Genomic DNA, 26,071 nt, shown 5'->3' on the forward strand with positions numbered 1-26,071 from the left:
CAGCGGTCATGGACAGCACCGCCTGATACGACAACGGGCTGCCCTTGGGGCGGCCCGTTGTCGTTGCATGAGCGTCACGGTCGTCAGTTCGCCGGCTGCCCATCCTCAGCCGTGACATCTTCGTCGGCTGAGGCGTCCTCGCTGCCTTCCTTTGCGGCGTCGGAGGGCATCTGCTCACCATCTGTTGCGGTGGCATCGTCGGAGGAAGCATCGTCGCTGCCGTCCTCTGCCGCCTCGGCGGGCATCTGCTCACCCCCGGTCGCGGTGGCATCGTCGGAGGAAGCCTCGTCGCTGCCCTCCTCTGCGGCTTCGGCGGGCGTCTGCTCGCCACCGGGAGACGTCATTTCACCCTCGCCGGAATCGCCGGCCTGCTCGTCAACGGCCTGCGCTTCGGTGCCGTCATCGTTGTCCGGCGCAGCCATGGCCTCCTCGCCTTCGTCGGTGGCAGCCTCTTCGAGGGGTTCCTCTTCGCTGGAGGCAGGCATTTCGCCCTCGCCTTCATCGGCAGGCGCTTCTTCGGCGGCATCCTCGCTGCGTTCCACCTCCACCACCGGTGGCTCGCTGGCCGTGGGGGCGGGCGTGGGGGTCACCGCGGCCAGGCCCTCGGTGACCTCGCGCGCCAGGTCCCTCGCACGCACCATGTGGTTGGCCAGCACCAGCGAATGGTTGGCGAAGATGCCGAAGCCCGAGCCATTCAGCACCACCGGGCTCCACAGCCGACGCTGGCTGCGTTCGAGTTCGGCCACCAGCAGCTCCCAGTGCTCGGTGACCCCGGCCGAGGCCAGCACATCGGCCTGGTCACGCCGCACCGCCTCGAGCAGGTGCATCAGGGCCCAGGCCTGGCCGCGCGCCTCGAAGAAGACGTTGTCGACGCGATACCAGGGCGTTCGTGCCGGTAGGGCGTCGGCGTCGATGTCCAGGTCGCGCAGCTCGTCGCGGCTGCCGATGCTCGCCGAGAGTCGCAGCCCCAGATCGTCCAGCGCCCCGGTGACCGACTCGAGCCAGGCCGCGAGCCCCTGGCCCTGATCACCGAAGGCGGCCCCGCCGCCCTCTCCGAGCGAATCGAGGTAGCCGTCCAGTTCCTCAAGGGCCTGCTCCAGTCGCTTCTCGGTGGAAGGATAGAGCCAGTCGCGGCTGTCACCCATCAGGCGCTCCTGTACGCCCTCCAGTACCGGGGCCGACGACTGCTCCATGGCCGGCAGCGACCTCGAGAGCCGACGGGCCTGGCTCAGCACGCCCAGTTCCCAGGCCGGCATGTTGTCGAGCCACAGCCCGGGCGGGGCGATATCGTTGCGCAGGTACCCGCCCGGCTTCTCGAGAAGGGTCTCGATCAGGGTCATCAGGCCGGCGGTGGTCACGGCGCCGCGGGCCGCGGAGCTGCCCGCCCCCTCGCCACGCTGCTCGGTGACGGCCTGCTCCACGTCGAAGCTTCCCGGCGTGCGGCTCCACCAGATCCCCAGCCCCAGGCACACCACCAGGTAGATCACCAGCAGTGCCAGCAACGGCTTCCAGATCCAGCCATACTCCGGACGCTCGAGCACCTCGGTCCGACTGCGGCGCCTGGCGCCACCCTTTTCCGTCAACGCCATGGTCAGGTTCCCTTGATGATGAAAGCTTCCGGCGACGCGACAATACGGCGCAGCCTTCCAGGCGGGAGGCCATCAACAGCTCCCCTACTACTGCGATATCCTAGCAGGACCTTGGCCTCGCCGCCGATGGACGGAACCCGGCTTCGAGAAACGGGGTCCAATTCGCGCCGTGCCGCCAACCAAGTTCACCGCAATCAAGGAAGTGCTGTGCCGATCGTCCTGCGACTCGCCCTGCTGATCACGCTGCTGTTGCCCCTGGGAGCCCAGGCCCAGTGGTTCTCCCAAGATGACGACGAGGCGTTCCTGCCGGTCCTTGAGGCCTTCCAGCCCAGCGCCTGGCACGATGGCGAGACCCTCCATGTAGGCTTCGAGAACGCCGAAGGCTACTACCTCTATCGCCACCAGTTTGCCGTCGAGACCGACGTGGAGGGTCTCGAACTGGGCGACCCCGAGCTCCCCCCGGGGCTGGCCAAGAGCGACGAATTCCTGGGCGACGTCAATGTCTTCTATGACAGCGTGGTCTTCGAGATGCCCCTCGAGCCGGGCCACCAGGGCCCGCTGGACATCACCCTGACCTTCCAGGGCTGTGCCGATGCCGGCCTCTGCTACCCACCGGAACGGGTGGAGCTGACCGCCCCCGAGGGCGAGGCACCGGCCACCTTCGCCAGCTGGACGCCATCCGATGACCCAGGCGCTTCCGGCAGCGATGCGCCCGGTGATACGGCGCCTGCCGCCAGCGAGGCGGCCAACCGTGACGTCGCCGCGACCGGCGGCGGTGATTCAGGCGCTGCCCCCCAGAGCGAGGATGGCCGCTTCCGCACCCTGATGGCCGAGGCCAGCCTGCCGCTGGTCCTCGGGCTCTTCTTCCTTGCCGGCCTGGGGCTGACCTTTACGCCCTGCGTGCTGCCCATGGTGCCGATCCTCTCCTCGATCATCGTCGGCCAGCACCCGACCCGCCCCCGGGCCTTCGCCCTCTCGGCCAGCTACGTGGCCGGGATGGCGCTGACCTACGCCGCCGTGGGGGTATTGATGGGACTGTTCGGGGCGGGCCTCAACCTCCAGGCTCGCCTGCAGTCGGCCCCGGTACTGATCACCTTCGCCGTTCTCTTCACCCTCTTCGCCCTGGCGATGTTCGGCGCCTTCGACCTGCGCTTCTCATCCAGGCTGGCCGGCCGCATCGACGGCTGGCAGGCCCGCGCCCAGCGCAGCGGCCCCGCTGGCCTGGCCCTGGCCGGGGCGCTGTCGGTACTGGTGGTCTCGCCCTGCGTCTCGGCGCCGCTGGCCGGTGCCCTGGTGTTCATTTCCACCACCGGCGATGCGCTGATGGGCGGGGCCGCGCTGTTCTCGCTGGCCCTGGGCATGGGCGTGCCGCTGCTGCTGGTGGGCACCTTCGGCACCACCCTGCTGCCCCGCTCCGGCGCCTGGATGAACGGCGTCAAGGCCGCCTTCGGCATCCTGCTGCTGGGGGTCGCCATCTGGCTGGTGGAGCGCCTGCTGCCGGGCAGCATCGCCCTGCTGCTGTGGGCCGGCCTGGCCATCGGCAGCGCCCTGGCCATGGGGGCGCTGACCGTCAACCAGGCCCAGGGCTGGCCGCGGGTCCGGCAGGCGGCGGGGCTGATGCTGCTGGTCTGGGGCATCGCCCTGGTGATCGGCGCCTCCCGCGGCGGAGAGGATCCGCTGCGGCCCCTGGCACCCGCCAACCCGGTGGCCGGCACCGCGACCGGAGAAGCGGCCACCATCGCCCGGGAGGTCACCACCGTGGAGGACCTCGACGCCCTGCAGGCCTCGCTGGCCGAGAGCGACCAGCCGGCCTTCGTCAACTTCACCGCCGACTGGTGCATCTCCTGCAAGGTGATGGAACGCGACGTCTACCCGGCACCCGAGGTGGCTGGCCAGCTGGCCAACTTCCGGCGCATCAACGTCGACGTCACCGACAGCGGCGCCATCAGCCGCGAGGTGCTGGACCACTTCCAGCTGTTCGGCCCGCCCAGCCTGCTGTTCTTCGACGGCGACAAGGAACTGCGCGATGCCCGCGTGCAGGGCGAGGTGAATGCCCCACAGCTGGCCAGCCACCTGGAGGGTGTGCTGGACTGGCTGGAGGGCCGGCAAGGCTGACCCCCCGCGCCACGCCGGGAGCCGGCCTCGAACAGTGTTCTTGCACGGCTGGACATCCTTGCCGATTTTCGGCAGACTCCGGCCTCATTGCTCTTTCATGGTCAATAGATGCCTCAAGACACGCCATCTTGCCGCGATCTATTGCAAGTTGGCCGGGGTTGACAGCGCCCCGGATCACCCCCCAACCCCACCGGTCGAGACAACGTCATGGATATCCGCAAGGTCAAGAAGCTGATCGAACTGCTCGAAGAGTCCAACATCAGCGAGATCGAGATCCAGGAAGGGGAAGAGTCGGTTCGCATCAGCCGCCACCCCAATGGCACGAACTGGCAGACGCCCATGCCCCAGCCCTATGAGCCACCGGCAGCGTCTGCCCACCAGGCGCCAGCCCCGGCTGCCGAGCCCGCCGCCGATGCCGCGCCGGCCTATCAGGGACATACCGTCAACTCGCCGATGGTCGGCACCTTCTACCGTTCGCCGGCACCCGGCTCCAAGGCCTTCGTCGAGGTCGGCTCGAGCGTCAAGAAGGGCGAGACCATCTGCATCGTCGAAGCGATGAAGATGATGAACCAGATCGAGGCAGATCGGGACGGCGTGATCGAGGCCTTCCTGATCGATGACGGCGAACCGGTCGAGTTCGACCAGCCGATGCTCGTCATCGCCTGACGCGCTACCTGGCCTCATCATTCACCAACTGGCGGATTCCTCATGCTGGACAAGGTCCTCATCGCCAATCGCGGCGAGATTGCCCTGCGCATCCTGCGCGCCTGCAAGGAGCTGGGCATCAAGACAGTGGCGGTCCACTCGACGGCCGATCGCGAGCTGATGCACGTGCGCCTGGCTGACGAGGCCGTGTGCATCGGGCCGGCCTCCTCGGCGAACTCCTATCTGAACATCCCGTCGCTGATCAGCGCCGCGGAAGTCACCGACTCCAGTGCCATCCACCCCGGCTACGGCTTCCTCTCCGAGAATGCCAACTTCGCCGAGCAGGTCGAGCGCTCCGGCTTCATCTTCATCGGTCCCCGGGCAGAGACCATCCGCCTGATGGGCGACAAGGTCAGTGCCATCGAGTCGATGAAGAAGGCCGGCGTGCCGACGGTGCCCGGCTCCGACGGTCCCCTGGGGGAGGACGAGGGGGAGACCCTCGCCGTGGCCCGGCGCATCGGCTACCCGGTGATCATCAAGGCCGCCGCCGGGGGCGGCGGGCGCGGCATGCGCGTGGTGCATACCGAGGCGCACCTGCTCTCGGCGGTCAACGTCACCCGCACCGAGGCCTACTCCTCCTTCGGCGACGGCACCGTCTACATGGAGAAGTTCCTCGAGAACCCGCGCCACGTGGAGGTGCAGGTACTGGCCGACGGCCAGGGCAACGCCATCCACCTCTTCGATCGCGACTGCTCGCTGCAGCGTCGCCACCAAAAGGTGATCGAGGAGGCCCCCGCGCCGGGCATCGACGAGACCGCCCGCGCCAAGGTCCTCGAGGCGTGCCGGGAGGCGTGCATCACCATCGGCTACCGGGGCGCCGGCACCTTCGAGTTCCTCTACGAGGACGGTCAGTTCTTCTTCATCGAGATGAACACCCGGGTCCAGGTGGAGCATCCAGTCACCGAGATGGTCACCGGCGTGGACATCGTCCGCGAGCAGCTGCGCATCGCCTCGGGCCTGCCGCTGTCGGTCCGCCAGGAGGACGTCACGCTCGCCGGCCACGCCTTCGAGTGCCGAATCAACGCCGAAGATGCCAGGACCTTCATGCCTTCCCCGGGCAAGGTGACCCTCTACCACCCGCCCGGCGGGCTCGGCGTGCGCATGGACTCCCATGTCTACACGGGCTACACCGTGCCGCCCCACTACGACTCCTTGATCGGCAAGCTGATCACCTGGGGCGTTGACCGGGAGACGGCACTGATCCGCATGCGCAACGCCCTGGACGAGCTGCTGGTGGAGGGCATCAAGACCAACACCGACCTGCACAAGGACCTGGTGCGTGACGGCTACTTCCAGCAGGGGGGCGTCAATATCCACTACCTGGAGAAGAAGCTGGGCCTCTGAGCCCGGCGTCTTTCCTGCCAGCGGGGCGGCCACGGCCGCCCCGCTTGCGTTTCCCCTGCCGCTCCAAGCCCCGACCGGAGACCGCCCATGCCCTGGATGCAACTCAAGGCCCGCATCGCCCCTGAGCACGCCGAGCTCCTCGAGGAACTGCTGCTCGCCGAGGGTGCTACCGCCATCACCCTGCAGGACGCCTTCGATGACCCGGTCTTCGAGCCGGAGCGGGGCACTACCCCGCTGTGGGACGAGACGGTGCTCACCGGCCTCTACGACGACCTCGAGGGCATCGAGACGATGCTCGACCGGGTGCGCCAGGCCTGGGCCGCCGAGTTCCCCGAGGAACCCTGCCCCGAGGTGGAGGTCGAGCTGCTGGCCGACCGCGACTGGGAGCGCGAGTGGATGGCAGACTTCCACCCCCTGCGGATGGGTGAACGGCTGTGGATCGTGCCAAGCTGGCACGCCCCGCCGGAGCCCGACGCCGTCAACCTGCTTCTCGACCCGGGACTCGCCTTCGGTACCGGCACCCACCCCACCACGGCGCTCTGTCTGGCCTGGCTCGACGGCCTGTCGGTGGCCGGCGAGCTGCAGGACCTGGAGGTGCTCGACGTGGGTTGCGGTTCGGGCATCCTGGCCATCGCCGCCCTCAAGCTCGGTGCCCGGCGGGCCACCGGTACCGACATCGACCCCCAGGCGCTGCAGGCCAGCCGCGATAACGCCGAGCGCAATGGCGTGGCCGAGGCCGACTTCCGGCTCTGCTACCCCGAGCAGCTCGAGGCGGGTGATTTCCCGCTGGTGGTCGCCAACATCCTCGCTGGCCCCCTGGTGGAGCTGGCCGACGAGATCGCCGGCCGCGTGGCATCGGCAGGCCGGCTGGCCCTCTCGGGCATCCTCGAGGGCCAGGCCGAGGAGGTGCTCGAGGCCTACCGTGGACAGGGGCTGGTCATGGAGGAACCGGAGATCCGCGAGGGCTGGGTGCGACTCTCCGGGCGGCGCCCCCTGGCCGGCATTCGCCTTGAGTAGCGGTTCACCAACGCCGGTCGGGGGCGTATGATATGCAGCCCCTGACGCCAGTGACGCCGACCATGTCCGATTCTCGCCCCCTGCCCCGCATCGGCCGCCACCAACTGCCCAACCGGGTGATCCTGGCGCCCATGGCCGGGGTCACCGACCGACCGTTCCGGACGCTCTGTCGCCGCCTCGGGGCCGGCCTGGTGGTGGGCGAGATGGTCACCTCGGACCCCAGCCTGTGGCATACCCGCAAGTCCCGGCTGCGCATGGACCACCGCGGCGAGCCGGGCCCGCGCAGCGTGCAGATCGCCGGCGGTGACGCGGAGATGCTCGCCGAGGCGGCGCGTCTCAATGCCGAGATGGGCGCCGAGATCATCGACATCAACATGGGCTGTCCGGCCAAGAAGGTCTGCAACAAGGCGGCCGGTTCCGCCCTGCTGCGCGACGAAGCCCTGGTGGCCGAGATTCTCGACGCGGTGGTCGCCGCGGTGGACGTGCCGGTGACCCTGAAGATCCGTACCGGCTGGTGCGCCCAGAGCAACAACGGCGCGCGGGTCGCGCGCATCGCCGAGGAGGCCGGCATCCGGGCCCTGGCCGTGCATGGCCGCCATCGCCAGCAGCGCTACGGCGGCGAGGCGGAGTACGACACCATCGCCGCCATCAAGGCCGCCGTGGACATCCCGGTGTTCGCCAACGGCGACATCGATTCTCCCGCCAAGGCACGCCGGATCCTCGACTATACTGGGGCGGATGCGGTGATGGTCGGCCGCGCTGCCCAGGGCAATCCCTGGATCTTCCGCGAGATCGACCACTACCTGCGCCATGGCCAGCGACTTGGCCCGCCGGGGGATGAGGAGCGTGCCGAGGTCCTTCGCGACCACCTCGCAGCCCTGCATGACTTCTACGGCGAGCATCTGGGTGTGCGCATTTCGCGCAAGCATCTCGGCTGGTATCTGGCCGGAGATGAACGTTTCGACGACGCCGGGCGGCGTGCCCTGCGGGCCACCTTCAACAGCCTGGAGAGTTGCCAGGCCCAGCGCCGCTTCATCGATGAACTCTTTCGTCACGCCCCCGCCGCGACGCCGCGCCGCGTTGCCCGGGCCGTGGCACCGGATGGAATCTGTGCCGCATGACCAGCAGCCAATCCCTTGACCAGAATGCCGCGCTGCCCGAGCTGGATGCCCGGGCCACTCGTGATCTCGCCGTGCTGAGCGAAGACGTCCGTCCGGGACCACAGGACGACCGCCCTCTGCGCGAGGCCGTGGAAGCCTCGCTGACCCGCTACTTCGATCACCTGGACGGCAGCAGCGTCACCGATCTCTACGCCATGGTAATGGCCGAGGTCGAGGCCCCGCTGCTCGCCTCGGTCCTCGAGCATACCCAGGGCAACCAGACCCGCGCCGCCGAGATGCTGGGCCTCAACCGCGGGACCCTGCGCAAGAAACTCAAGCACTATGGCCTGATCTGACCGCTCCCACCGAGGGAGCCTGCGGCGCTCCCTTCGCTTTCCCGCCTCCCCCTTCACAACCCATCGACAGAAGAGTGACTCCCATGGCCCAAGCCTCCTCCGCCGCGGTTCGCCGCGCCCTGATCAGCGTCTCCGACAAGACCGGCATCGTCGACTTCGCCCGCGGCCTCGTCGAACAGGGCGTCGCGCTGCTCTCGACCGGCGGCACCTTCCGCCTGCTCCAGGAGAACGGCATCGACGTGACCGAGGTCTCCGAGCACACCGGATTCCCCGAGATCATGGACGGCCGGGTCAAGACGCTGCATCCGAAGATCCACGGCGGCATCCTGGGCCGCCGTGGCCAGGACGATGCCGTGATGGCGGAGCACGGCATCGACCCCATCGACATGGTGGTGGTCAACCTCTACCCCTTCTCGGCCACCGTGGCACGTCCGGACTGCGCCCTCGAGGACGCCATCGAGAACATCGACATCGGTGGGCCGACCATGGTGCGTGCCTGTGCCAAGAACCATGCCCACACCACCATCGTCGTGGACGCCGGTGACTACCCCCGGGTGCTGAGCGAAATCGCCGCCGGGGACGGCGCCGTGAGTGATGCCACCCGCTTCGACCTGGCGGTCAAGGCCTTCGAGCATACCGCCGGCTACGACGCCGCCATCGCCGATTACCTGGGCCAGCGGGTACCCGGCGGCGAGGACGGCTTCCCGCGCACGTACAACCTGCAGTTCGAGAAGAAGCAGGCCATGCGCTACGGGGAGAACCCCCACCAGAATGCCGCCTTCTACGTGGAAGCCGACGCCAGCGAGGCCAGCGTGGCCACGGCCACCCAGCTGCAGGGCAAGGCGCTCTCCTTCAACAATGTGGCCGATACCGATGCCGCCTTCGAGTGCGTCAAGGCCTTCACCGACACCGCCTGCGTGATCGTCAAGCACGCCAACCCGTGCGGCGTGGCAGTGGGCGCAAGCCCGCGAGAGGCCTATGAGAAGGCCTTCGCCACTGACCCGACCAGCGCCTTCGGCGGCATCATCGCCTTCAACGTGCCGCTGGACGCCGAGACCGCCCGCGCCATCGTCGACCGCCAGTTCGTCGAGGTGATCATCGCCCCGGGGGTCGAGGGGGAGGCGCTGGCCATCGTCACCGAGAAGAAGAACGTCCGCCTGCTCGATGTCGCCGCGAAGTGGCCCGGCGAGCGCGAACATGCCCACGACTTCAAGCGCGTCACCGGCGGCCTGCTGGTGCAGGACCGCGACCTGGGCATGGTCGGCCGCGACGAGCTGACCGTGGTCACCGAGCGGGTGCCCAGCGAACAGGAGATGCGCGACCTGGCCTTCGCCTGGAAGGTGGCCAAGTACGTCAAGTCCAACGCCATCGTCTACGCCAAGGACGGCCAGACCATCGGCGTGGGCGCCGGCCAGATGAGCCGGGTCTACTCGGCGAAGATCGCCGGCATCAAGGCCGCCGACGAGGGCCTCTCGGTCCCCGGCTCGGTGATGGCCAGTGACGCCTTCTTCCCCTTCCGCGACGGCATCGATGCCGCGGCCGCCGCCGGCATCGCCGCGGTGATCCAGCCCGGGGGCTCCATGCGCGACCAGGAAGTGATCGACGCCGCCAACGAGGCCGGCATCGCCATGGTCTTCACCGGCATGCGCCACTTCAGGCACTGACGCCTGCGGCGAGCTGCAAGGAGCAAGGAGCAAGGAGCAAGGAGCAAGGAGCAAGGAGCAAGGAGCAAGGATGATGTGACCGTGGCTCCTCGCTGGCGACTCCTCTTCTGAGCGTTCTCCAAGAAAAACCCCACTCAACCATCAGGTCGAGTGGGGTTTTTCGTGGGGGATACGGCGGCCCGTCGACGAGCTGCTTGTCCCTTGCTCCTTGAGCCTTGTCGCCCTTATCCCAGATCGATGCAGAGGTACTTGGTCTCCAGGAACTCCTCCAGGCCCTGGTGGCCGCCCTCGCGCCCCAGGCCCGAGGCCTTGACCCCGCCGAAGGGGGCGGCGGCGTTGGAGATCAGCCCGGTGTTGATGCCCACCATGCCGTACTCCAGGGCGTCGGCGACGCGCCAGACACGCCCCAGGTCCCGGGAGTAGAAGTAGGACGCCAGCCCGTACTCGGTGTCGTTGGCCATGTTGACGGCGTCTTCCTCGTCATCGAAGGGGAAGACCGCCGCCAGCGGGCCGAAGGTTTCCTCGTGGGCCACCTTCATGCTGGTGTTGGCGAAGCTGATCAGGGTCGGCGTGAAGAAGTTGCCGCCCAGCGGGTGCGGATGGCCACCCAGCAAGAGCTCGGCGCCCTGGTCCACGGCGTCATGGACATGCTCGCTGACCTTGGCCACCGCCTTGTCGTCGATCAGCGGGCCGATGTTGATCCCCTCCTGGGTGCCGTCACCGACCTTGAGCTCGCTGTTCATGGCGACCGCCAGCTTCTCGCAGAAGGCGTTGACCACGCTGGACTGGACCAGGAAGCGGTTGGTGCAGACGCAGGTCTGGCCGGCGTTGCGGAACTTGGCGGCCATGGCCCCCTCCACCGCGGCGTCCAGATCGGCATCCTCGAAGACGATGAAGGGGGCGTTGCCGCCCAGTTCCAGGGAGATCTTCTGGATGTGCTGGGAGGCCTGGGCCATCAGCTGGCGACCCACCTCGGTGGAGCCGGTGAAGGTGATCTTGCGCACCAGCGGCGACTCGGTCATCGCCGCGGCGATCTCGGAGGCGCGGCCCGGCACCACGTTGAACACCCCGCGCGGTACCCCGGCCCGCTCGGCCAGCTTGGCCAGGGCAGTGGCGGAGAACGGCGTCTGGCTGGCCGGCTTGACCACGATGGTGCAGCCGGCGGCCAGGGCGGCACCCGCCTTGCGGGTGATCATCGCCGCGGGAAAGTTCCAGGGGGTGATCGCCCCCACCACGCCGACGGGCTGCTTGGTGACCACGATGCGCTGGTTGGGTTTGGCGGCGGGCACGGTCTCGCCGTAGACGCGCCGCGCCTCCTCGGCGAACCAGCGCAGGAAGCTCGCCGCATAGGCGATCTCGCCGGCGGCTTCCTTGAGCGGCTTGCCCTGCTCGAAGGTCATGATCATGGCCAGGTCGTCCTGGTGCTCGAGCATCAGGTCATGCCACTTCATCAGGATGTCGGCGCGCTCCTGCGCGGTCATCGCACGCCACGCCGGCAGGGCGGCATCGGCCGCGGCGATGGCCCGCTCGGTCTCCGCCCGTCCCAGGCGTGGCACATCCCCCATGGCCTCGCCGGTGGCCGGATTGAGGACGTTGATCTGCTCGCCGCTGTCGGCGGCGACCCAACTGCCGTCGATGTAGGCGAAGGGACAGTAGAGCTGCGTTTCCGTGAGGGCTTGCATGATCGTCTCCTGCCGCAAAGGCGGCCTCTTGTCGGTTTTCCCCATGCTAAGCGAAAGACCCCGGTGCACCAAGCACCGGGGACCTTTAATCATCGTCTCGGGTCACCCTCAGCGTGGCCGGCGCGGCTCCCGCGAGTCGGAGAGCGTGATGGAGACGGAGTCGGCGAAGCGCAGCGCATGGGGCTTGTCGATCTCCACCTGAGCGGTCAGCACCTGGTCATGACTCATGATCAGGTCCAGCACCTCGCGGGTCATGCGCTCGAGCAGCAGGAAGCGATGATCCTCCACCAGGGCGATCACTGCCTTGGTGATGGTGCGGTAGTTCAGCGCCTGCTCGATATGGTTGAACTCGACCGCCCTGTCGGCGCGATAGCGGATCACGGCATTGATCACCACGTCCTGGCGGTTTTTGATCTCGTCGTCCTTGATGCCGATATGGGTGCGCAGCCGCAGGTTCTTGATGCGGATCGTGGCGAGATCATGGTCGAAGTGCTGGTCGTCCAGGGCATGCATCGTCATGGCAGGGCTCCTTGCGGGGGGATCAGCGGCCGTTGACCAGGGTGAGGAACTCCTGGCGCGTGCTCTGCTTCTCGCGGAAGGCGCCGAGCATCACCGATGAGGTCATGCTGGAGTTCTGCTTCTCCACCCCGCGCATCATCATGCACAGGTGGCGCGCCTCGATCACCACCGCCACCCCGCGGGCCTCGGTGACCTGCAGCACCGCCTCGGCGATCTGGCGGGTCAGGTTCTCCTGGATCTGCATGCGCCGAGCGTACATGTCGACGATTCGCGCGAACTTGGAAAGCCCCAGCACCTTGCCGCTGGGCAGGTAGGCGATATGACACTTGCCGATGAACGGCAGCAGGTGATGCTCGCACATGGAGTAGAGCTCGATATCCTTGACCAGCACCATCTCGTCGGTCTCGGACTCGAACACCGCGCCGTTGACGATCTCTTCCAGCGACTGGGTATAGCCGCGGTTGAGGAACAGCATCGCCTTGGCGGCCCGCTTCGGCGTGTCGCGAAGTCCCTCACGGTCGGGGTCCTCCCCCAGCTCGTGGATGATCCGGCGATAGTGGTTGGCGAGTTCTTCGGTCATGGTCAGGCCCCGTGGCAATGTCGGTGTCCGATGTAACGTTGGTGGATGGCCTGGCCATCACATCATATACAGAAAATATACAAGATTTTAGACTTGTACAATAAAAGAGTCTCGGGACTCGCTATTCTAGCGCATGACGCCCGGCAACGCAGGCGCGGTCGCCGCCAAGAGTGACATCGTGTCGCGTCTTCGCCGTGCGCGGCCGGCTGCCGGTCCGCCCGCCCTGTGGTAGAGTAATGGCTGCTTCATGCTGTGCCCAAGTCACCCTCGAGAGCCCGACATGATCAAGACCCATGCCACTGTGCTGATGGCCGCCATGCTGGCGATGCCGACCCTGGCCATGAGCGATACCCTCGAACTGCCGGCCGATGCGACCGTCGACGTTCAGGTCATCGACGTGCTGACGCTGACCGAGCAGGCACCGGAACGCAACGATCTGATCATCCATCCGGTGGCCGATGGCGACGCCTCGCATGCCCTGCCGGAATACTGCGTGCTGATCGGCGACGCCAGCCTCGAGGGCGAGCGCATCCGCCTGACCACCCAGTCGCTGACCTGCATCGAGACCGATGGCAGCGAGAGCGAGATCTACAGCGGCGAGGTATCCGCCGCCGCCTACGACAGCGACGGCGACTTCGGACTCGCCGCCTGCCAGGACGGCAACTGCCGCCTGACCCCGGAGCAGACCTTCCAGCTGCGCCTGGCCAGCGACCTGGCCATCGAGCAGCAGGACAACCCCGCCGCCAAAATCAACGAGCAGCGCCGCCAGGCCGAGGGCGAGGGAGTCGCCAACCCGATTCCCGCCCAGGCACCGGATCCCGACGGCGACTGAACGTCACCCCGGTCACGACGAGACGCACCCCGAGGGGTGCGTCTTTCATGGTGGCGGACAAGCCTCCCTCCCCGATCAGGCCAGCCAGCGGGGCCTTGCCTCCAGCGCCTGGCGTTGCTGCTCCAGCATGCGCAGGTGGCCGTCCCAGTAGCCGGCATCGGCCAGCCAGGGGAACGCCGTCGGGAAGGCCGGATCCTCCCAGCGATCCACCAGCCAGGCGCTGTGGCGCAGCAGGCGCAGGGTGCGCAGCGGCTCCACCAGCGCGAGCTCGCGGCGGTCGAAGTCACGGTGCTGCTCGTACCCCTCGGCCACCTCGGAGAGCTGCATCTGTCGCTCCCCCTCCTCTTGCGCGGTGAACAGCATCCACAGGTCCTGGATGGCCGGCGCCATCAGGCAATCGTCGAAGTCGACCAGCGCAAACTGCTCGTCACGCCCGAGGATGTTGCCGATATGGCAATCGCCCTGCACCCGGATCGCCTGTTCCGCGCTCCAGGCATGGGGCGCCAGGCTGCGATGCAGTGTCGCGGTGATGCGTTCGTAGGCCTGACGCTGGCGACGGTCCAGCCAGCGGCTGGCCAGCACCTTGTCGCGGGCCTCGAGCACCATGCCATCCAGGTCCAGCACTCGACGGTGCACGAAACGCCCCCGCTCGCCCACCGCATGCACCGCGCCGATCAGCTCGCCCAGGGCGAACAGGTGGGCCGGATTCTCCAGCTCCGGCGCCTGCCCCGGGAGGTGGGGGAAGAGCGTGAAGCGAAAGCCCTCGGCAAGGTGCAGGCTCTCGCCCGCCGCGTCCCGCCAGGGAGCAGCCACGGCCACTCCGGCCACGGCGAGTTCGGCCAGGAAGTCATGCTCCTCGCGGATCTGGGCGTCGGTCCAGCGCTCGGGGCGGTAGAACTTCACCACCCAGCGGCGGCGCTCCTCGTCGTGCACCAGGAAGACCCGGTTCTCGTAGCTGTTCAGCGTGAAGGGCTCGCCGGGCAGCCAGAAGCCGAGCGACTCCACCGCCGCGACCACCCGGGCGGGCGAGAGCTGCGAGAAGGGATGGGGGCTGGTGTCCATGGGGGCTCCTGGTACGTCTGGAGCCTTATGCTAACAGGGAAGCGACCGTCAGTGTCGCCCTGCTGGTGTCCGGGCCACCGCCCAGGCCTGCACCTCCTCGGCGCCGGCCTGGCGGCAGGCCATGGCCAGGGCATCCAGCGTCGCCCCGGTGGTCATGACATCATCCACCAGCGCTACCCGCCGCGGCAGGCCTGCGGGGAGGCGAAAGGCACCGCGCAGGTTGCGGCGCCGCTCGCCACGGTCCAGGCCGCGCTGGGTGCGGGTGTCGCGGGTACGCTGCGCCAGTACCAGGGGGCAGCGAAGCTGTCGCCCGAGACGCGCGGCCAGCCAGCGCGCTTGGTCGAAGCCCCGCTCACGGGCCCGCCGTGGATGCAGGGGAACCGGGACCAGCGCCTCGGGCCAGCCTCGAACCGCCGGGGGCAGCCCCTCCTTCATCAACTCCAGCAGCACCCGGCCTGCCCGCGGCGAGGCATCGAACTTGAAGCGCTGCACCAGGCCGGCCACCTCGGCGTCGTAACGCAGCGGCACCCAGGCCCCGTCGAAGGCCGGGGGACGGCGCAGGCAGCGGCCACAGCGACGTCCCCACGCGGCGCCCGGCTGGGGCTCGGCGCAGCCGGGACAGGCACTCGGGTTCCAGGGCAGTTCCGAGACGCAGGCCTCGCACCAGGGGGCATCCCCCGGCAGGGGTGTCAGACAGAACACGCAGCGACCGGGAAGGGCTCGTCCCAGCCAACCGTCAACCTTGGCTTGCCAGGAGGTTGACATGACGGCCCCAGGCCTTAGGCTATCCGTCAACCTGGATATGAACGTCAAGTTGACCATAAGCGAGCCCACCATGATCCCAGCGTCCCACGAATCCCGCTCCGCTTCCCTGACCCTAGCCCCGCGGGGCGAGGTCCGCCACGACTGGACGGTCGAGGAGATCGAGGCGCTCTTCGCCCTGCCCTTCAATGACCTGCTGTTTCACGCCCAGCAGGTCCACCGTGCCCACTTCGACCCCAATGCCGTGCAGGTCTCCACCCTGCTCTCCATCAAGACCGGCGCCTGCCCGGAGGACTGCAAGTACTGCCCCCAGTCGGGGCACTACAACACTGGCCTGGGCAAGGAGAAGCTGCTGGAGGTCGAGAAGGTGGTCGAGCAGGCCCGGGCCGCCCGCGAGGCCGGCGCCAGCCGCTTCTGCATGGGCGCGGCATGGAAGAGCCCCCGCGAGAAGGATCTCGACGTGGTGCTGGAGATGGTGCGTCGCGTCAAGGCACTGGGGCTGGAGACCTGCATGACCCTGGGGATGGTCGACAACGACCAGGCTGGCCGCCTGGCCGAGGCCGGGCTCGACTACTACAACCACAATCTCGACACCTCGCCCGAGTACTACGGCGAGATCATCACCACCCGCACCTACGCCGACCGCCTGGAGACCCTGGGCAACGTGCGCCAGGCGGGCATGAAGGTCTGCGCCGGCGGGATACTCGGCATGGGCGAGGCGCCCCGCGACCGCGCCGCCCTGCTCCAGCAGCTGGTGCGCCTGGAACCGCACCCGGAGTCGGTGCCGATCAACATGCTGGTCAAGGTCCCCGGCACGCCGCTCGAGGACGTGGACGATCTCGACCCCATCGACTTCATCCGCGCCATTGCCGTGGCCCGCATCCTGATGCCGGCGAGCCATGTGCGCCTCTCCGCGGGTCGCGAGCAGATGAATGAATCCACCCAGGCGCTGGCCTTCCTGGCCGGGGCCAACTCGATCTTCTACGGCGACCAGCTGCTGACCACCGCCAACCCCCAGGCGGAACAGGACCGGGCGCTGTTCGACAAGCTGGGCCTTCACCCGGAAGTCGTGGGAAAGAGCACACGTGAGACCTGCGCCGACGATGCTCGCCAGCAGGCCGACCTGGCGGCCGCTCTTGAAGTCAGAGCCGCACGCCAGGCCGCGGCGGCACTCGACGCGAGGGCCGGTGAGCTCGCCTACGACGCCACCCGGGCCTGACAGGCGATGCAGAATGCCTGGAGCAGCTACCTCGCCGAGCGTGCCGCGACCCAGCGCCACAGCGGGCGCTGGCGACGTCGCCGCACCCGCTGCGCGGGCGACGGGCTCTGTGACTTCGCCGGGAACGACTACCTGGGCCTGGCCAGGGACCCGCGTCTCGCCGAGGCCCAGGCCCAGGGCGCACGACGCTTCGGCGCCGGTGGGCGAGCCTCGCACCTGGTCAGCGGCCACCTCGCGGTGCACGAGGCCCTGGAACAGCAGCTGGCCGCGCTCACCGGCCGGCCGGCCGCGCTGCTCTTCTCCACCGGCTACATGGCCAACCTCGGCACCCTGCAGGCGCTCTGCGACCCCGACACCCGGGTGTTCCAGGACCGCCTCAACCACGCCTCGCTGATCGACGGCGCCAGGCTCGCCGGTGCCCGCTCGCGGCGCTTCCACCATGGCGACCTCGGGGACCTCGAGCGGCTACTCGCCCGCGCCCCGGGCGACGGGCGCACGCTGGTGGTCAGCGACGGGGTATTCAGCATGGATGGCGACGTGGCCGATATCGCCGGGCTGGCCGCGACCAGCGCCCGCCATGGCGCCTGGCTGATGGTCGATGACGCCCATGGCCTGGGCGTGTTGGGCGAGGCCGGCGACGGCTGTGTGGGCCGCGCCCATGGCATCGAGCGGGTCCCCGTGCTGGTCGGCACGCTCGGCAAGGCGCTGGGCTCCGCCGGCGCCTTCGTGGCGGGAAGCAAATCGCTGATCGAGCATCTGATCCAGTTTGCCCGCCCCTATGTCTATACCACCGCCCAGCCCCCGGGAGTGGCCGCGGCCACCCTGAAGGCCCTGGCGTTGCTCGAGGCCGAACCCGACCGGCGCACCCGCCTGGCCACGCTGATCGCGCGCTTCCGCCGCGAGGCCCGCACCCTGGGGCTGCCGCTGGCCGCCTCCAGCACGCCGATCCAGCCGCTGGTGCTGGGCGATAGCCAGCGGGTGATGCACTGGGCGGCCTGGCTGGCCGAGCGCGGGATCACGGTCGGCGCGATCCGCGAGCCCACGGTGCCCCGCGGCCAGGCGCGGCTGCGCATCACCCTGAGTGCCGCCCACACGGATGCCGACCTGGAGGCCCTGCTCGAGGCACTGGCCGACTGCCGAGCCCGGGAGGCCCTGGCCAGCGGGGAGGCGAGCCCATGACGCGCCTGGTGCTGCTCTCGGGCTGGGGCTGCGACGCCCGCCTCTGGCAGCAGATGGCCGAGCACTGGCCCGAGGGGCTGGCGGTCAGCGCCCCCGACTGGCCCGGCTACGGGACCCGTCCTCCGCTGGCGGACCCCGGCAGCCTGACTCAGTTGGCCGACGCCATGGGCGACGATCTCTCGGCGGACGCCATCTGGGTAGGCTGGTCGCTGGGCGGCCTGCTCGCCACCGCCCTGCTGGACCACCTGCCCGCGCCGCGTGCCCTGGTACTGCTCGGCATGGGTGAGCGCTTCTGTCATGAAGCGGGCATCCCAGAAGCGGAGCTGGCCGCCTTCCGTCGGGCCTTCGCGCGTGCCCCGGAGGCGACCCACCGGCACTTCCTGCGCTGGCAGCTCCAAGGCGAGTCTGACCCGCTCGCTGCCTACCGGCGGCTGCGCGAGCTGCTCGGCGATAACGGCGGCGCCGACCACGCTACCCTGGCCGCGGGGCTCGACCAGCTCGCCGGGCTCGACAACGCTGACCGGCTGGCCCGTTCGCCCTGCCCGGTATGGCGCGTCGCGGGGGATCGCGACCCGCTGCTGGCACCGGCATGGCGCACGAGCGCCGATTATCGCCTGGTCGATACCGGCCACTGCCCGATGCTCGGCCAGCCGTCGTCACTGGCCGCCTGCCTCCTCGGCATCGCCGGGGTGCCCGCGCCATGAGTGCCTTGCCGCTCGCCGCCCCCGCCTGCTGGAGCGCGACCCGGGGAGAGGACTGGCAGGCCCGTGTGGCCCACGCCTTCTCCCGCGCCGCCCCTCGCTATGCCGAGCGAGCCGTCGCCCAGCGGATCATGGCCGAGCCGCTTCGGTCTCGCCTTCCCGGGCATGCCGAGAGGGTGCTGGACCTCGGCTGCGGGCCGGGCGAGCTGACCGCGCAGCTGGCCGGGCGCTTCGGTGCCGGCTGCACGGTCATCGGCCTGGACCTTGCCCCGGGCATGCTCGAGGTGGCCCACCGCACGCACGGCGACGCAGCCCGCTGGCTGTGCGGCGATGCCGCCGCCCTGCCGCTGGAGGAAGCCAGCCAGGAGCTGGTGGTCTCCAACCTGGCGATCCAGTGGTGTCCGGACCTCGACGCCGTGATGGCCGAGCTTCGCCGCGTCCTGCGCCCGGGCGGCCGGGCGCTGGTCAACACCCTGGGACCCGGGACCCTGGCCGAGGTCGGACGGGCCTGGTCGCGCCCAGGCCGGCCCGCCGGCCTGCTGACCTTCCGCGACGCCGCCTGCCACCGGCGGGCGGCCCGGGCGGCGGGCTTCTGCCGCATCGACTGCCAGGAGCGGGCGGTGCGCTTCCATTATCCCGACCTCGCCGCGGTGATGGCCTCCATCAAGGGCGTCGGCGCCCAGACATCGCGGCCCGAGGGCCGGCTCACCCGCGCCGACCTGGCCCGGGCGACGCGCCGCTTCGAGACACAGCGCGAGCCCGAGGGCCTGCCCGTGACCTATCGCTTGCTGACCCTGGAGCTGGAAACCTGACATGAGCGCCTACTTCGTCACCGGCACCGACACCGATGCCGGCAAGACCCTGGTCACCAGCGGACTGCTGGCCCTGGCGCACCGACGCGGCCTGACCACCCTCGGCCTCAAGCCCGTGGCCTCCGGCAGCGACCCCACGATCGAGGGCCTGCGCAATGCCGATGCCCTGGCCCTGCAGGCCCAGACGCGTCCCACCCTGCCCTACGCGACGATCAACCCCTTCGCCTTCGCCCCGGCCATCGCCCCGCACCTGGCCGCCCGCCGGGCCGGCGTGACGCTGGCCCTCGACGATCTGATCGAGCGTACCTGGCCCCTGCTCGAGGCGGGGCGCGACCTGACCCTTGTCGAGGGTGCCGGTGGCTGGCGGGTGCCCCTGAACGAGACCGAGGACCTGTCCGATCTGGCCGCGTGGCTCGAGCTGCCGGTGATACTGGTGGTGGGCCTGCGCCTGGGCGGCATCAGCCATGCGCGGCTCACCGCCGAGGCGATCACGGCCTCAGGCCTGCGCCTGGCGGGCTGGGTCGGCAGCCTGGTGGATCCGGCATTCGCCGACGACGATGCCCTCTACCGCGACAACCTGGCGACCCTCGCGGCCACGCTGCCCGCCCCCTGCCTGGGCATCGTGCCGCGGCTGCCGGCCGGCGATGCGAGCGCCATGGCCGAGGCCGCCGCCGACCACCTGGCGCTGCCCGATGGCAATTGACTTGCGCCGGGGCGTCCGTAGAATGTGGTCGCCTGCCTGCCCGTGCGGATGTGGTGGAATTGGTAGACACGCCAGGTTTAGGTCCTGGTGCCTTCGGGCTTGGGAGTTCGAGTCTCCCCATCCGCACCACCGTGGTTCCCCGTTACGCTCTCCCGTTTTCGACGCGATGCTTCCGTCATCTCCCCGAGGTGCGCGGCGCCTTCGCGTGCCTGTCATATCGCTTCACCGCTGCCATGGAGCCCTCTGATGTCCTCTCCCCTGCCCCCCTCTCCCGTCTGGCACCCCTATGCCCATCTCAAGACCCAGCGCCCGGCGCCCAGGGTGGTCGGCGGCGAGGGGCCACGCTTCACCCTGGAGGGCGGCGAGACGCTGCTCGACGCCACCTGCTCCTGGTGGTGCATGATCCACGGCTACGCCCACCCGCGCCTGGTGGCGGCGATCCGTGAACAGGCCGGCGAGCTCTGCCACGTGATGCTCGGCGGCCTGACCCATGAGCCCGCCGACCGCCTGGCCCGGGAACTGGTGCGCGTCACCCCGGCGGGACTCAACCACGTCTTCTACTCCGACAGCGGCTCGGTGGGCATGGAGGTGGCCATGAAGATGGCCGTGCAGTACCACCAGCTGCGCGGCAGGCCGGACAAGCATCGTCTGCTCTCACTGATGAAGGCGTATCACGGCGACACCGCCGGCTGCATGGCGGTCTGCGACCCCGAGGAGGGCATGCACTCGCTGTTCGCAGGCTACCTGCCCCGGCACCCCTTCGCCCCGGCGCCCACCGCCCCCTTCGATGCCGAGCCCGAGGCGGTGGCGGCGGACCTCGACGCCCTGCGCGAGGTGCTGGAGCGCCACCATCGGGAGATCGCAGCGCTCCTGATGGAGCCGCTGCTGCAGGCCGCCGGCGGGCTCAACATGACCTCGCCCCACTATCTACAGGGAGCGCGCGAGCTGTGCGACGAGTTCGACGTGCTGCTGGTGTTCGACGAGGTGGCCACCGGCTTCGGCCGCACCGGGCGGATGTTCGCCGCCGACCACGCCGACGTCACGCCAGACATCATGGTGCTCTCCAAGGGGCTCACCGGCGGTTACCTGGGCCACGCCGCGACGCTGGCCACCGACCGGGTACATGACGCCTTCGTCGGCGACTCCCCCGAGCACGCCTTCATGCATGGCCCCACCTTCATGGGCAACCCGCTGGCCTGCCGGGTGGCCCTGGAGAGCCTGGCGGTGTTCGAGGAGGAGGACTACCCGGGCAAGATCGCCGGGCTCAACCGGGTGCTGCGCGAGGCCCTGCTCGAGGACCAGGCGCTGGCCACGCACCCGGCGGTGGCGGACGTGCGGGTACTGGGGGCCACTGCGGTGATCGAGGCCCGCGATGTGGCGGCGCTTGCCGGCGTGGGCGACTGGGCGCGCAAGCAGGGCGTCTGGCTGCGTCCCATCGGCCGTTGGCTCTACACCATGCCGGCCTACGTCACCGCCGAGACCGACATGCGACGCATCACCGACGTCATGAAGGGCTGGTTCCTGGCGCGCTGAGCGCGCCGAGGCCTACACCAGTCGGCGCGGGATGGCGACATCCCAGTTGCGACTGTAGACGCGCTGCTCGCCCTCGTAGGCATCCAGGGTGGCATGCAGCCGGAATTCTCCGGCCGTCGAGGTCAGCACGGTGCGGGTCACCGTGAGCACCTCCCAGTCACCCCGCTTCAGCGAACGCTCCCAGAGGGTCGTCCCCTCCAGGGAAGCGAAGTCGTCGTCCCGAGAGCGATAGGTCTCCACCGCGCATGTCGCCACCTCGATGCCGCTGTCCTCCAGCCGGATCCGACCGTTATCATTGATCACCTCGAGGGTCGAGAGGTCCTCGGCGAGGTCGCGATGCACATACCAGTTATGGTGTCCGGGCTCGAGGCGCGTGGTATCGATGGAAGGCGCGGCTTCCGGCTCGGCGAACGGGGCCAGATGCTCATCCTCGTCGCGTGGCGGGCGCACGGGCAGGTGCAGCGCGCTGTTCTTGTCGAAGATTGTCAGCCGCACGTGCTCGGGGGGTGCCCAGGCCAGCGGCCAGTAGGAGGTCGAGAGCGAGAGCCTCAGCCGATGCCCGCGGGGAAACACCTGTGCCACGTCGTTGAGCTTCACGCGAACCCGGTAGCGACGGCCCGCTTCCAGAGCGGACGGCAGCTCATGGCTTTCGCGGTGGGTCAGGTTGAGCAGGCCGTAGGTCACTCGGGTGGCCTTGTCGTCGGGCGCCACGTCGGAGAGCCGGACCGCCACCATGGCCACGGGTCGGTCGGCGGCCAGCTCCAGCTCCAGCTCCGGCGCCCCCATCATCTCCAGGGTGGCCTCGAGTGGCGGCGTGTCGAAGATCAGGGCGCCGCCGTCCTCCTCGCGCTGGTCATGGGCCAGGTCGGGACCCGCCGCATAGGAGCACCACTTGCCGGCGAACAGGCCACAGGTCAGCGGCGACTGCACGCTGAGTGCGCTCTCCTCGTCGCTGCGCGCGCCATCCAGGGCCAGTCGCCCCGGCGCCAGCGGCAGGCGCCAGTGAGTGACATTGGGCGATGGCCAGCTCGGCTCCGCCACCCAACGCCCCGGCCGGCAGCCGTAGCGAGTAGTCGGCGGCATGCTGTCCTGCATCCACACCCGCAGTGCGGGATCCTGCTCCACGCCCCTGTCCACGCCCTTCAGCCACTGGTCCCACCAGCGCAGGCACTCCTGCAGGAAGCCGATGGCCGGTCCAGGCTCGCCGAGATGGGGGTACTTGTGGCTCCAGGGACCAATCAGCCCCTTGCAGAGGTCGGGCAGATTCGCCACCAGCCGCTTGACCGCGTTGGAGTAGCCGTCCGCCCAGCCGCTGGCGGCCAGCACCGGCACCTGAACCCGGGAGAAGTCCTCGCAGATGGAGCCGTGCTGCCAGTAGCCGTCCCGGTGCGGATGCTCGAGCCAGGTCGAAAGCCACAGGCCGCTGCCCTCGAGCCGCCGGTGCCACATCTCGCGCCAGGCCTCACCGACCACGGCGGGGTCCGGCGGCAGCGAGTTGTAGGCGAACATGGTGGAGGCCCAGGAGAGGTTGTCGCCGAGCAGGCAGCCCCCCATGTAGTGCACGTCATCCGCGTAGCGGTCATCCGTGGAACAGACGCTGACCACCGCGTGCAGCTCGGGAGGCCGCCGAGCGGCCAGCTGCAGACCGTTGAAGCCGCCCCAGGAGATGCCGATCATGCCGACCTTGCCGTCGCACCAGGGCTGTGCCGCGATCCAGCGCAGGATCGCCTCGCCGTCCACCAGCTCCTGCTCCAGGTACTCGTCGGTGAGCACGCCGCCGGAGTCTCCGCTGCCGCGTAGGTCCACCCGCAGCGAGGCATAGCCGTGCCCGGCAAAGTAAGGGTGGTGCATGGCATCGCGCCGCGCGGAGCCGTCGCGCAGCCGGTAGGGGATATATTCGAGGATGGCCGGCACCGGGGCCTGCTCGGCGCCCTCCGGCAACCAAAGCCGGGCGCACAGCTCGACCCCGTCGTCCATGGGAATCCAGACGGGATCCCGGCACTCGACCGGATGGGGAAAGTCGGTCACGACGCGCATGACGGCCTCCTTCAGGGACGGCGATGGCTCAGCGAGGCTCCGGCGAGGAGAGTGGCGCGATCTCGAAGGGCAGCATCCGCCGGCACGACTCGATCCGCTCCGTCAGCGCCTCGCGGGTCTGGGCCCCGGTGAACAGCACGCCAAGCTCCCAGGAGAAGGAGTCCTGGTGCTTGAGCTCCGAGAGCCGCATGCCCTCGTGCACGTTGAGATGCACCAGGGTGCCCGGGAACGCCTCCTCGACCCGGCGGATCTCCGCTTCCGTCGGCACCCGGCGCACCCAGCCATCCTCGAAGACCCGCAGCATCTGCTTGGCGGCGACGGGATAGCGGCCCTCGCGGTACGGCATGCGCGGCGCAATCCCCAGCGCCACGTCCACCATCACCTGGAAGTGCGGGGCGCCGTCGACCAGCTGGAAGATCGCCGCATGGGAACGCGAGATCCGGGCATTGATCTCCAGCAGCCAGATGCGGTCGGTCTGCTCGTCCAGGTAGTACTCGATGTTGAACGGCCCAGCGTCATAGCCGATCCGGGCCAGGAAGCGCCGGGTGATCGCCAGCATCCGCTCCTGCACCTCGTCGGGCAGCGAGGAGGGATACTCGTAGCGCAGCAGCACGGAGGAGTGCGTGGCGTCGCGCAGGCTGTCGACAATGCCGACCAGGTGAACCTCACCGTTCTGGACATAGCCCTCCAGGGTGCACTGGCGGCCGGATGAGATGATCGCCTCGGCGATGCAGTGATGCCCGGTGACCGCCGCCACCTCCGCGGGCAAGTCGGCCAGGGCGGTGATCTCGTCGAAGGGGCGGCCGAAACGCCCGATGCCACGGCGGATCGCCGGCAGCACCTCGCGCAACTGGTCGGCGTTCTCGATGCGGAAACCCAGATGCGAGGAGTGGGCCTTCACCGGCTTGATCCAGAACGGGTAGTCGATCTCGACGGCTTCGACGGCCTGGTCGTCGAAGGGGTCGAGCGCCTGGAAGGCCGGGACGCACTCCGGCACGGCCCGGGCCTGCTCCAGGCGACTCCAGTACTTGTGCTCGCACTTGAGGAAGGCCTCCAGCGACGGGCCCGGCAAGCCCCGTTCCCGGCGCAGGACCGGCAGCAGCCCGCTGGTGGGGAAATCCCAGTACCCCACGATGGCATCCACCGGCCCGGGGAAGCGCTCGAGCTGGGCGAGGGCATCCGACACCAGCCGAGCGAAGGGGTACTCCTCGGCGTGCACGACCTCCTCGAGGGACAGCAGTTCGTGGAAGGCATAGTCCTCGACGTGGCGCAGGTTCGGCAGCATCCGCTTGCTCAGCGCATCGTGGCCGATGATAAAGACATTCCAGCTCATGTAGCCTCCTCCGGCATGCGTATCCCAACGGCGAGGGCACTGCCGGCGCGATCCAGGAACCCTAGGCGTCCCTCCAGCATGGCAGCTATCTGTCGGCCTGCCTTGATATTGGTCAACGTGATCCCGACGAACGTTCGCCCCCAACACGACGAGCCCTGTCGGCGCAAGATGATGGTGCCGATGCTGGAGAAGCCGGTAGACTTCCCCGAAAAAGGCAAGGGATACGGGAATGAAGGGTTTGCGCACACTGGTGGCCATGTGGCTGGTCAGCCTCGGCCTCGCCGCCCATGCCGACACCCAGGCGGTCGACGACGACAGCGATCTGCCGGCCTGGGCGGAGCAGCGGATCGGGCCCTTCCATGCCCGTCTCTCGCGTTGGGTGGAGAGCACCTCCCGCGGCATCGACGGCTTTTTCGGCACCACCGATGCGCTGAGCGTGAATACCGACTCCTACCTGCGCCTCAGCCAGGAGTGGGACTGGCGCGAGGGCGACCCCTTCGACCAGGACCTGGGCGCCCGTTTCCGCCTCGACCTGCCCACCACCGAGGAGCGCCTGCGACTGATCATCGAGAGCGAGCCCGACGAGACCCGCGGCACCCTGGCGGAACGTGAGTCGGCGCTCAGCGATGACCGCGCCGACAGCCTCGGCGACCTGCTGGTGGGCCTGAACCGCCTCGGCGACAAGGACAAGGCCCGCCACTGGAACACCCGGGGCGGCGCCGGCATCAAGCTGCGCCTGCCGCTGGAACCCTACGCGCGCCTGACCACCCAGCGGCTCTGGACCCTGCAGGACGGGCCCTGGCAGCTGCACAGCGACAATCGCCTCTCCTGGTTCAACGGCGACGGCTACTCCGCCCGCACCCGCTGGGACCTGGGCAGGCCGCTGGACGAGAAGCGCCACCTGCGCCTTCTCACCAACGCCCAGTGGCGCGAAGAGGTCGACCGCCTCGAGTTCAGCCAGGCCGTGGAGCTCAACCGCCGCCTCAACCGCCGCAGCGTGCTGCGCACCTCAGGCGGCGTGATCGGCGAAAGTGGTTCCCACCCCGTCATCGAGGACAGCTACCTCGAGGTGCGGTTTCGCCGCGACGTCCACAAGGGCTTCACCTTCCTGGACGTCGCCCCCTCGCTGCACTTCCCTCGGGAGGCCGACCGCGACCCTCGATGGGCGCTGACCCTGCGCCTGGAGATGTACTTCCGCCGCCATATCGACCGCGTCACCCTGTAACG

At 69.1% G+C, this 26,071-nt stretch carries 23 protein-coding genes and 1 tRNA gene; 16 read left to right on the forward strand and 8 right to left on the reverse strand.

Annotation, left to right across the window (positions count from 1 at the left end; genetic code table 11):
• Positions 1-83: 83 nt before the first annotated feature.
• The gene (locus QLQ86_RS14085) at positions 84-1,589 is read right to left on the reverse strand and encodes a DUF2333 family protein (RefSeq protein WP_282817379.1); all 1,506 of its coding nucleotides are present in this window, start codon (positions 1,587-1,589) and stop codon (positions 84-86) included.
• Positions 1,590-1,796: 207 nt separating this feature from the next.
• Here QLQ86_RS14085 and dsbD point away from each other — a divergent pair, with 207 nt between their 5' ends.
• The 7 genes from dsbD (at position 1,797) to purH (ending at position 9,890) form a co-directional block, all read left to right on the forward strand.
• Entirely contained in the window at positions 1,797-3,704 is a 1,908-nt protein-coding gene (dsbD, locus tag QLQ86_RS14090; protein ID WP_282817380.1) for a protein-disulfide reductase DsbD, read from the forward strand.
• Positions 3,705-3,911: 207 nt separating this feature from the next.
• Complete coding sequence (gene accB, locus QLQ86_RS14095) at positions 3,912-4,370, forward strand: acetyl-CoA carboxylase biotin carboxyl carrier protein (RefSeq protein ID WP_282736517.1); 459 nt, start codon at positions 3,912-3,914, stop codon at positions 4,368-4,370.
• Positions 4,371-4,412: 42 nt separating this feature from the next.
• Positions 4,413-5,753, forward strand: a complete 1,341-nt coding sequence (gene accC, locus QLQ86_RS14100; RefSeq protein ID WP_282817381.1) for an acetyl-CoA carboxylase biotin carboxylase subunit — start codon at positions 4,413-4,415, stop codon at positions 5,751-5,753.
• Positions 5,754-5,840: 87 nt separating this feature from the next.
• Positions 5,841-6,770 (forward strand): 50S ribosomal protein L11 methyltransferase, encoded by a 930-nt coding sequence (prmA, locus tag QLQ86_RS14105; RefSeq protein WP_282817382.1) that lies wholly within the window; start codon positions 5,841-5,843, stop codon positions 6,768-6,770.
• Between the two features lie 62 nt (positions 6,771-6,832).
• Entirely contained in the window at positions 6,833-7,891 is a 1,059-nt protein-coding gene (gene dusB / locus QLQ86_RS14110; protein WP_282817383.1) for a tRNA dihydrouridine synthase DusB, read from the forward strand.
• Positions 7,888-8,226, forward strand: coding sequence for a DNA-binding transcriptional regulator Fis (fis, locus tag QLQ86_RS14115; protein ID WP_282736513.1), 339 nt, complete (start codon positions 7,888-7,890; stop codon positions 8,224-8,226). The genes dusB and fis overlap by 4 nt, the downstream gene beginning before the upstream one ends.
• 83 nt (positions 8,227-8,309) lie before the next feature.
• Complete coding sequence (gene purH, locus QLQ86_RS14120) at positions 8,310-9,890, forward strand: bifunctional phosphoribosylaminoimidazolecarboxamide formyltransferase/IMP cyclohydrolase (protein ID WP_282817384.1); 1,581 nt, start codon at positions 8,310-8,312, stop codon at positions 9,888-9,890.
• Positions 9,891-10,114: 224 nt separating this feature from the next.
• Here purH and QLQ86_RS14125 read toward each other — a convergent pair whose 3' ends face one another.
• From QLQ86_RS14125 to folE, 3 genes are all read right to left on the reverse strand, one after another.
• Complete coding sequence (locus tag QLQ86_RS14125; protein ID WP_282817385.1) at positions 10,115-11,572, reverse strand: NAD-dependent succinate-semialdehyde dehydrogenase; 1,458 nt, start codon at positions 11,570-11,572, stop codon at positions 10,115-10,117.
• Between the two features lie 108 nt (positions 11,573-11,680).
• Positions 11,681-12,091, reverse strand: a complete 411-nt coding sequence (gene folX / locus QLQ86_RS14130) for a dihydroneopterin triphosphate 2'-epimerase (protein WP_282736510.1) — start codon at positions 12,089-12,091, stop codon at positions 11,681-11,683.
• Positions 12,092-12,113: 22 nt separating this feature from the next.
• The gene (gene folE / locus QLQ86_RS14135; RefSeq protein WP_282817386.1) at positions 12,114-12,671 is read right to left on the reverse strand and encodes a GTP cyclohydrolase I FolE; all 558 of its coding nucleotides are present in this window, start codon (positions 12,669-12,671) and stop codon (positions 12,114-12,116) included.
• Between the two features lie 280 nt (positions 12,672-12,951).
• Between folE and QLQ86_RS14140 the strand changes: the two genes are divergently transcribed.
• Entirely contained in the window at positions 12,952-13,503 is a 552-nt protein-coding gene (locus QLQ86_RS14140; protein ID WP_282817387.1) for a hypothetical protein, read from the forward strand.
• Between the two features lie 75 nt (positions 13,504-13,578).
• Here the strand turns inward: QLQ86_RS14140 and QLQ86_RS14145 are convergent, their stop codons facing one another.
• Positions 13,579-14,565 (reverse strand): serine/threonine protein kinase, encoded by a 987-nt coding sequence (locus QLQ86_RS14145; RefSeq protein ID WP_282817388.1) that lies wholly within the window; start codon positions 14,563-14,565, stop codon positions 13,579-13,581.
• 48 nt (positions 14,566-14,613) lie between these two features.
• Positions 14,614-15,402 (reverse strand): ComF family protein, encoded by a 789-nt coding sequence (locus tag QLQ86_RS14150; RefSeq protein WP_326521286.1) that lies wholly within the window; start codon positions 15,400-15,402, stop codon positions 14,614-14,616.
• Between QLQ86_RS14150 and bioB the strand changes: the two genes are divergently transcribed.
• The 7 genes from bioB (at position 15,401) to bioA (ending at position 21,474) form a co-directional block, all read left to right on the forward strand.
• Positions 15,401-16,546 (forward strand): biotin synthase BioB, encoded by a 1,146-nt coding sequence (bioB, locus tag QLQ86_RS14155; RefSeq protein ID WP_282817389.1) that lies wholly within the window; start codon positions 15,401-15,403, stop codon positions 16,544-16,546. The genes QLQ86_RS14150 and bioB overlap by 2 nt on opposite strands.
• A 6-nt stretch (positions 16,547-16,552) precedes the next feature.
• Positions 16,553-17,725, forward strand: coding sequence for an 8-amino-7-oxononanoate synthase (gene bioF / locus QLQ86_RS14160; RefSeq protein ID WP_282817390.1), 1,173 nt, complete (start codon positions 16,553-16,555; stop codon positions 17,723-17,725).
• On the forward strand, positions 17,722-18,429 hold the full coding sequence (locus tag QLQ86_RS14165; protein WP_282817391.1) for an alpha/beta fold hydrolase: 708 nt from the start codon (positions 17,722-17,724) through the stop codon (positions 18,427-18,429). Before bioF ends, QLQ86_RS14165 begins: the two co-directional genes overlap by 4 nt.
• Positions 18,426-19,238, forward strand: a complete 813-nt coding sequence (locus tag QLQ86_RS14170) for a methyltransferase domain-containing protein (protein WP_282817392.1) — start codon at positions 18,426-18,428, stop codon at positions 19,236-19,238. Before QLQ86_RS14165 ends, QLQ86_RS14170 begins: the two co-directional genes overlap by 4 nt.
• A 1-nt stretch (position 19,239) precedes the next feature.
• Entirely contained in the window at positions 19,240-19,941 is a 702-nt protein-coding gene (gene bioD, locus QLQ86_RS14175; protein WP_282817393.1) for a dethiobiotin synthase, read from the forward strand.
• 44 nt (positions 19,942-19,985) lie between these two features.
• Positions 19,986-20,070: transfer RNA gene (locus tag QLQ86_RS14180), tRNA-Leu, on the forward strand.
• Between the two features lie 117 nt (positions 20,071-20,187).
• Positions 20,188-21,474 (forward strand): adenosylmethionine--8-amino-7-oxononanoate transaminase, encoded by a 1,287-nt coding sequence (gene bioA, locus QLQ86_RS14185; RefSeq protein ID WP_282817394.1) that lies wholly within the window; start codon positions 20,188-20,190, stop codon positions 21,472-21,474.
• A gap of 12 nt (positions 21,475-21,486) precedes the next feature.
• Here the strand turns inward: bioA and QLQ86_RS14190 are convergent, their stop codons facing one another.
• Together QLQ86_RS14190 and QLQ86_RS14195 are read right to left on the reverse strand one after the other, a co-directional pair.
• Entirely contained in the window at positions 21,487-23,511 is a 2,025-nt protein-coding gene (locus QLQ86_RS14190) for a CocE/NonD family hydrolase (RefSeq protein WP_282817395.1), read from the reverse strand.
• 28 nt (positions 23,512-23,539) lie between these two features.
• Positions 23,540-24,844, reverse strand: a complete 1,305-nt coding sequence (locus QLQ86_RS14195) for an ATP-grasp domain-containing protein (RefSeq protein ID WP_282817396.1) — start codon at positions 24,842-24,844, stop codon at positions 23,540-23,542.
• A 229-nt stretch (positions 24,845-25,073) separates the two neighbouring features.
• Here QLQ86_RS14195 and QLQ86_RS14200 point away from each other — a divergent pair, with 229 nt between their 5' ends.
• Positions 25,074-26,069: a hypothetical protein gene (locus tag QLQ86_RS14200; RefSeq protein WP_282817397.1), complete on the forward strand. Its 996-nt coding sequence runs from the start codon at positions 25,074-25,076 to the stop codon at positions 26,067-26,069.
• Positions 26,070-26,071 lie beyond the last annotated feature (2 nt).

It is taken from the genome of Halomonas rhizosphaerae (genome assembly GCF_030012485.1).
Classification (GTDB): Bacteria; Pseudomonadota; Gammaproteobacteria; order Pseudomonadales; family Halomonadaceae; genus Halomonas; species Halomonas rhizosphaerae.

Bases quoted from the DNA above. Each gene is read 5' to 3' on its own strand.
- QLQ86_RS14085 (WP_282817379.1), bottom strand. From the start codon at position 1,589: ATGGCGTTGACGGAAAAGGGTGGCGCCAGGCGCCGCAGTCGGACCGAG.
- accB (WP_282736517.1), top strand. From the start codon at position 3,912: ATGGATATCCGCAAGGTCAAGAAGCTGATCGAACTGCTCGAAGAGTCC.
- accC (WP_282817381.1), top strand. From the start codon at position 4,413: ATGCTGGACAAGGTCCTCATCGCCAATCGCGGCGAGATTGCCCTGCGC.
- prmA (WP_282817382.1), top strand. From the start codon at position 5,841: ATGCCCTGGATGCAACTCAAGGCCCGCATCGCCCCTGAGCACGCCGAG.
- dusB (WP_282817383.1), top strand. From the start codon at position 6,833: ATGTCCGATTCTCGCCCCCTGCCCCGCATCGGCCGCCACCAACTGCCC.
- fis (WP_282736513.1), top strand. From the start codon at position 7,888: ATGACCAGCAGCCAATCCCTTGACCAGAATGCCGCGCTGCCCGAGCTG.
- purH (WP_282817384.1), top strand. From the start codon at position 8,310: ATGGCCCAAGCCTCCTCCGCCGCGGTTCGCCGCGCCCTGATCAGCGTC.
- QLQ86_RS14125 (WP_282817385.1), bottom strand. From the start codon at position 11,572: ATGCAAGCCCTCACGGAAACGCAGCTCTACTGTCCCTTCGCCTACATC.
- folX (WP_282736510.1), bottom strand. From the start codon at position 12,091: ATGACGATGCATGCCCTGGACGACCAGCACTTCGACCATGATCTCGCC.
- folE (WP_282817386.1), bottom strand. From the start codon at position 12,671: ATGACCGAAGAACTCGCCAACCACTATCGCCGGATCATCCACGAGCTG.
- QLQ86_RS14140 (WP_282817387.1), top strand. From the start codon at position 12,952: ATGATCAAGACCCATGCCACTGTGCTGATGGCCGCCATGCTGGCGATG.
- QLQ86_RS14145 (WP_282817388.1), bottom strand. From the start codon at position 14,565: ATGGACACCAGCCCCCATCCCTTCTCGCAGCTCTCGCCCGCCCGGGTG.
- bioB (WP_282817389.1), top strand. From the start codon at position 15,401: ATGATCCCAGCGTCCCACGAATCCCGCTCCGCTTCCCTGACCCTAGCC.
- QLQ86_RS14150 (WP_326521286.1), bottom strand. From the start codon at position 15,402: ATGGTGGGCTCGCTTATGGTCAACTTGACGTTCATATCCAGGTTGACG.
- bioF (WP_282817390.1), top strand. From the start codon at position 16,553: ATGCAGAATGCCTGGAGCAGCTACCTCGCCGAGCGTGCCGCGACCCAG.
- QLQ86_RS14165 (WP_282817391.1), top strand. From the start codon at position 17,722: ATGACGCGCCTGGTGCTGCTCTCGGGCTGGGGCTGCGACGCCCGCCTC.
- QLQ86_RS14170 (WP_282817392.1), top strand. From the start codon at position 18,426: ATGAGTGCCTTGCCGCTCGCCGCCCCCGCCTGCTGGAGCGCGACCCGG.
- bioD (WP_282817393.1), top strand. From the start codon at position 19,240: ATGAGCGCCTACTTCGTCACCGGCACCGACACCGATGCCGGCAAGACC.
- bioA (WP_282817394.1), top strand. From the start codon at position 20,188: ATGTCCTCTCCCCTGCCCCCCTCTCCCGTCTGGCACCCCTATGCCCAT.
- QLQ86_RS14190 (WP_282817395.1), bottom strand. From the start codon at position 23,511: ATGCGCGTCGTGACCGACTTTCCCCATCCGGTCGAGTGCCGGGATCCC.
- QLQ86_RS14195 (WP_282817396.1), bottom strand. From the start codon at position 24,844: ATGAGCTGGAATGTCTTTATCATCGGCCACGATGCGCTGAGCAAGCGG.
- QLQ86_RS14200 (WP_282817397.1), top strand. From the start codon at position 25,074: ATGAAGGGTTTGCGCACACTGGTGGCCATGTGGCTGGTCAGCCTCGGC.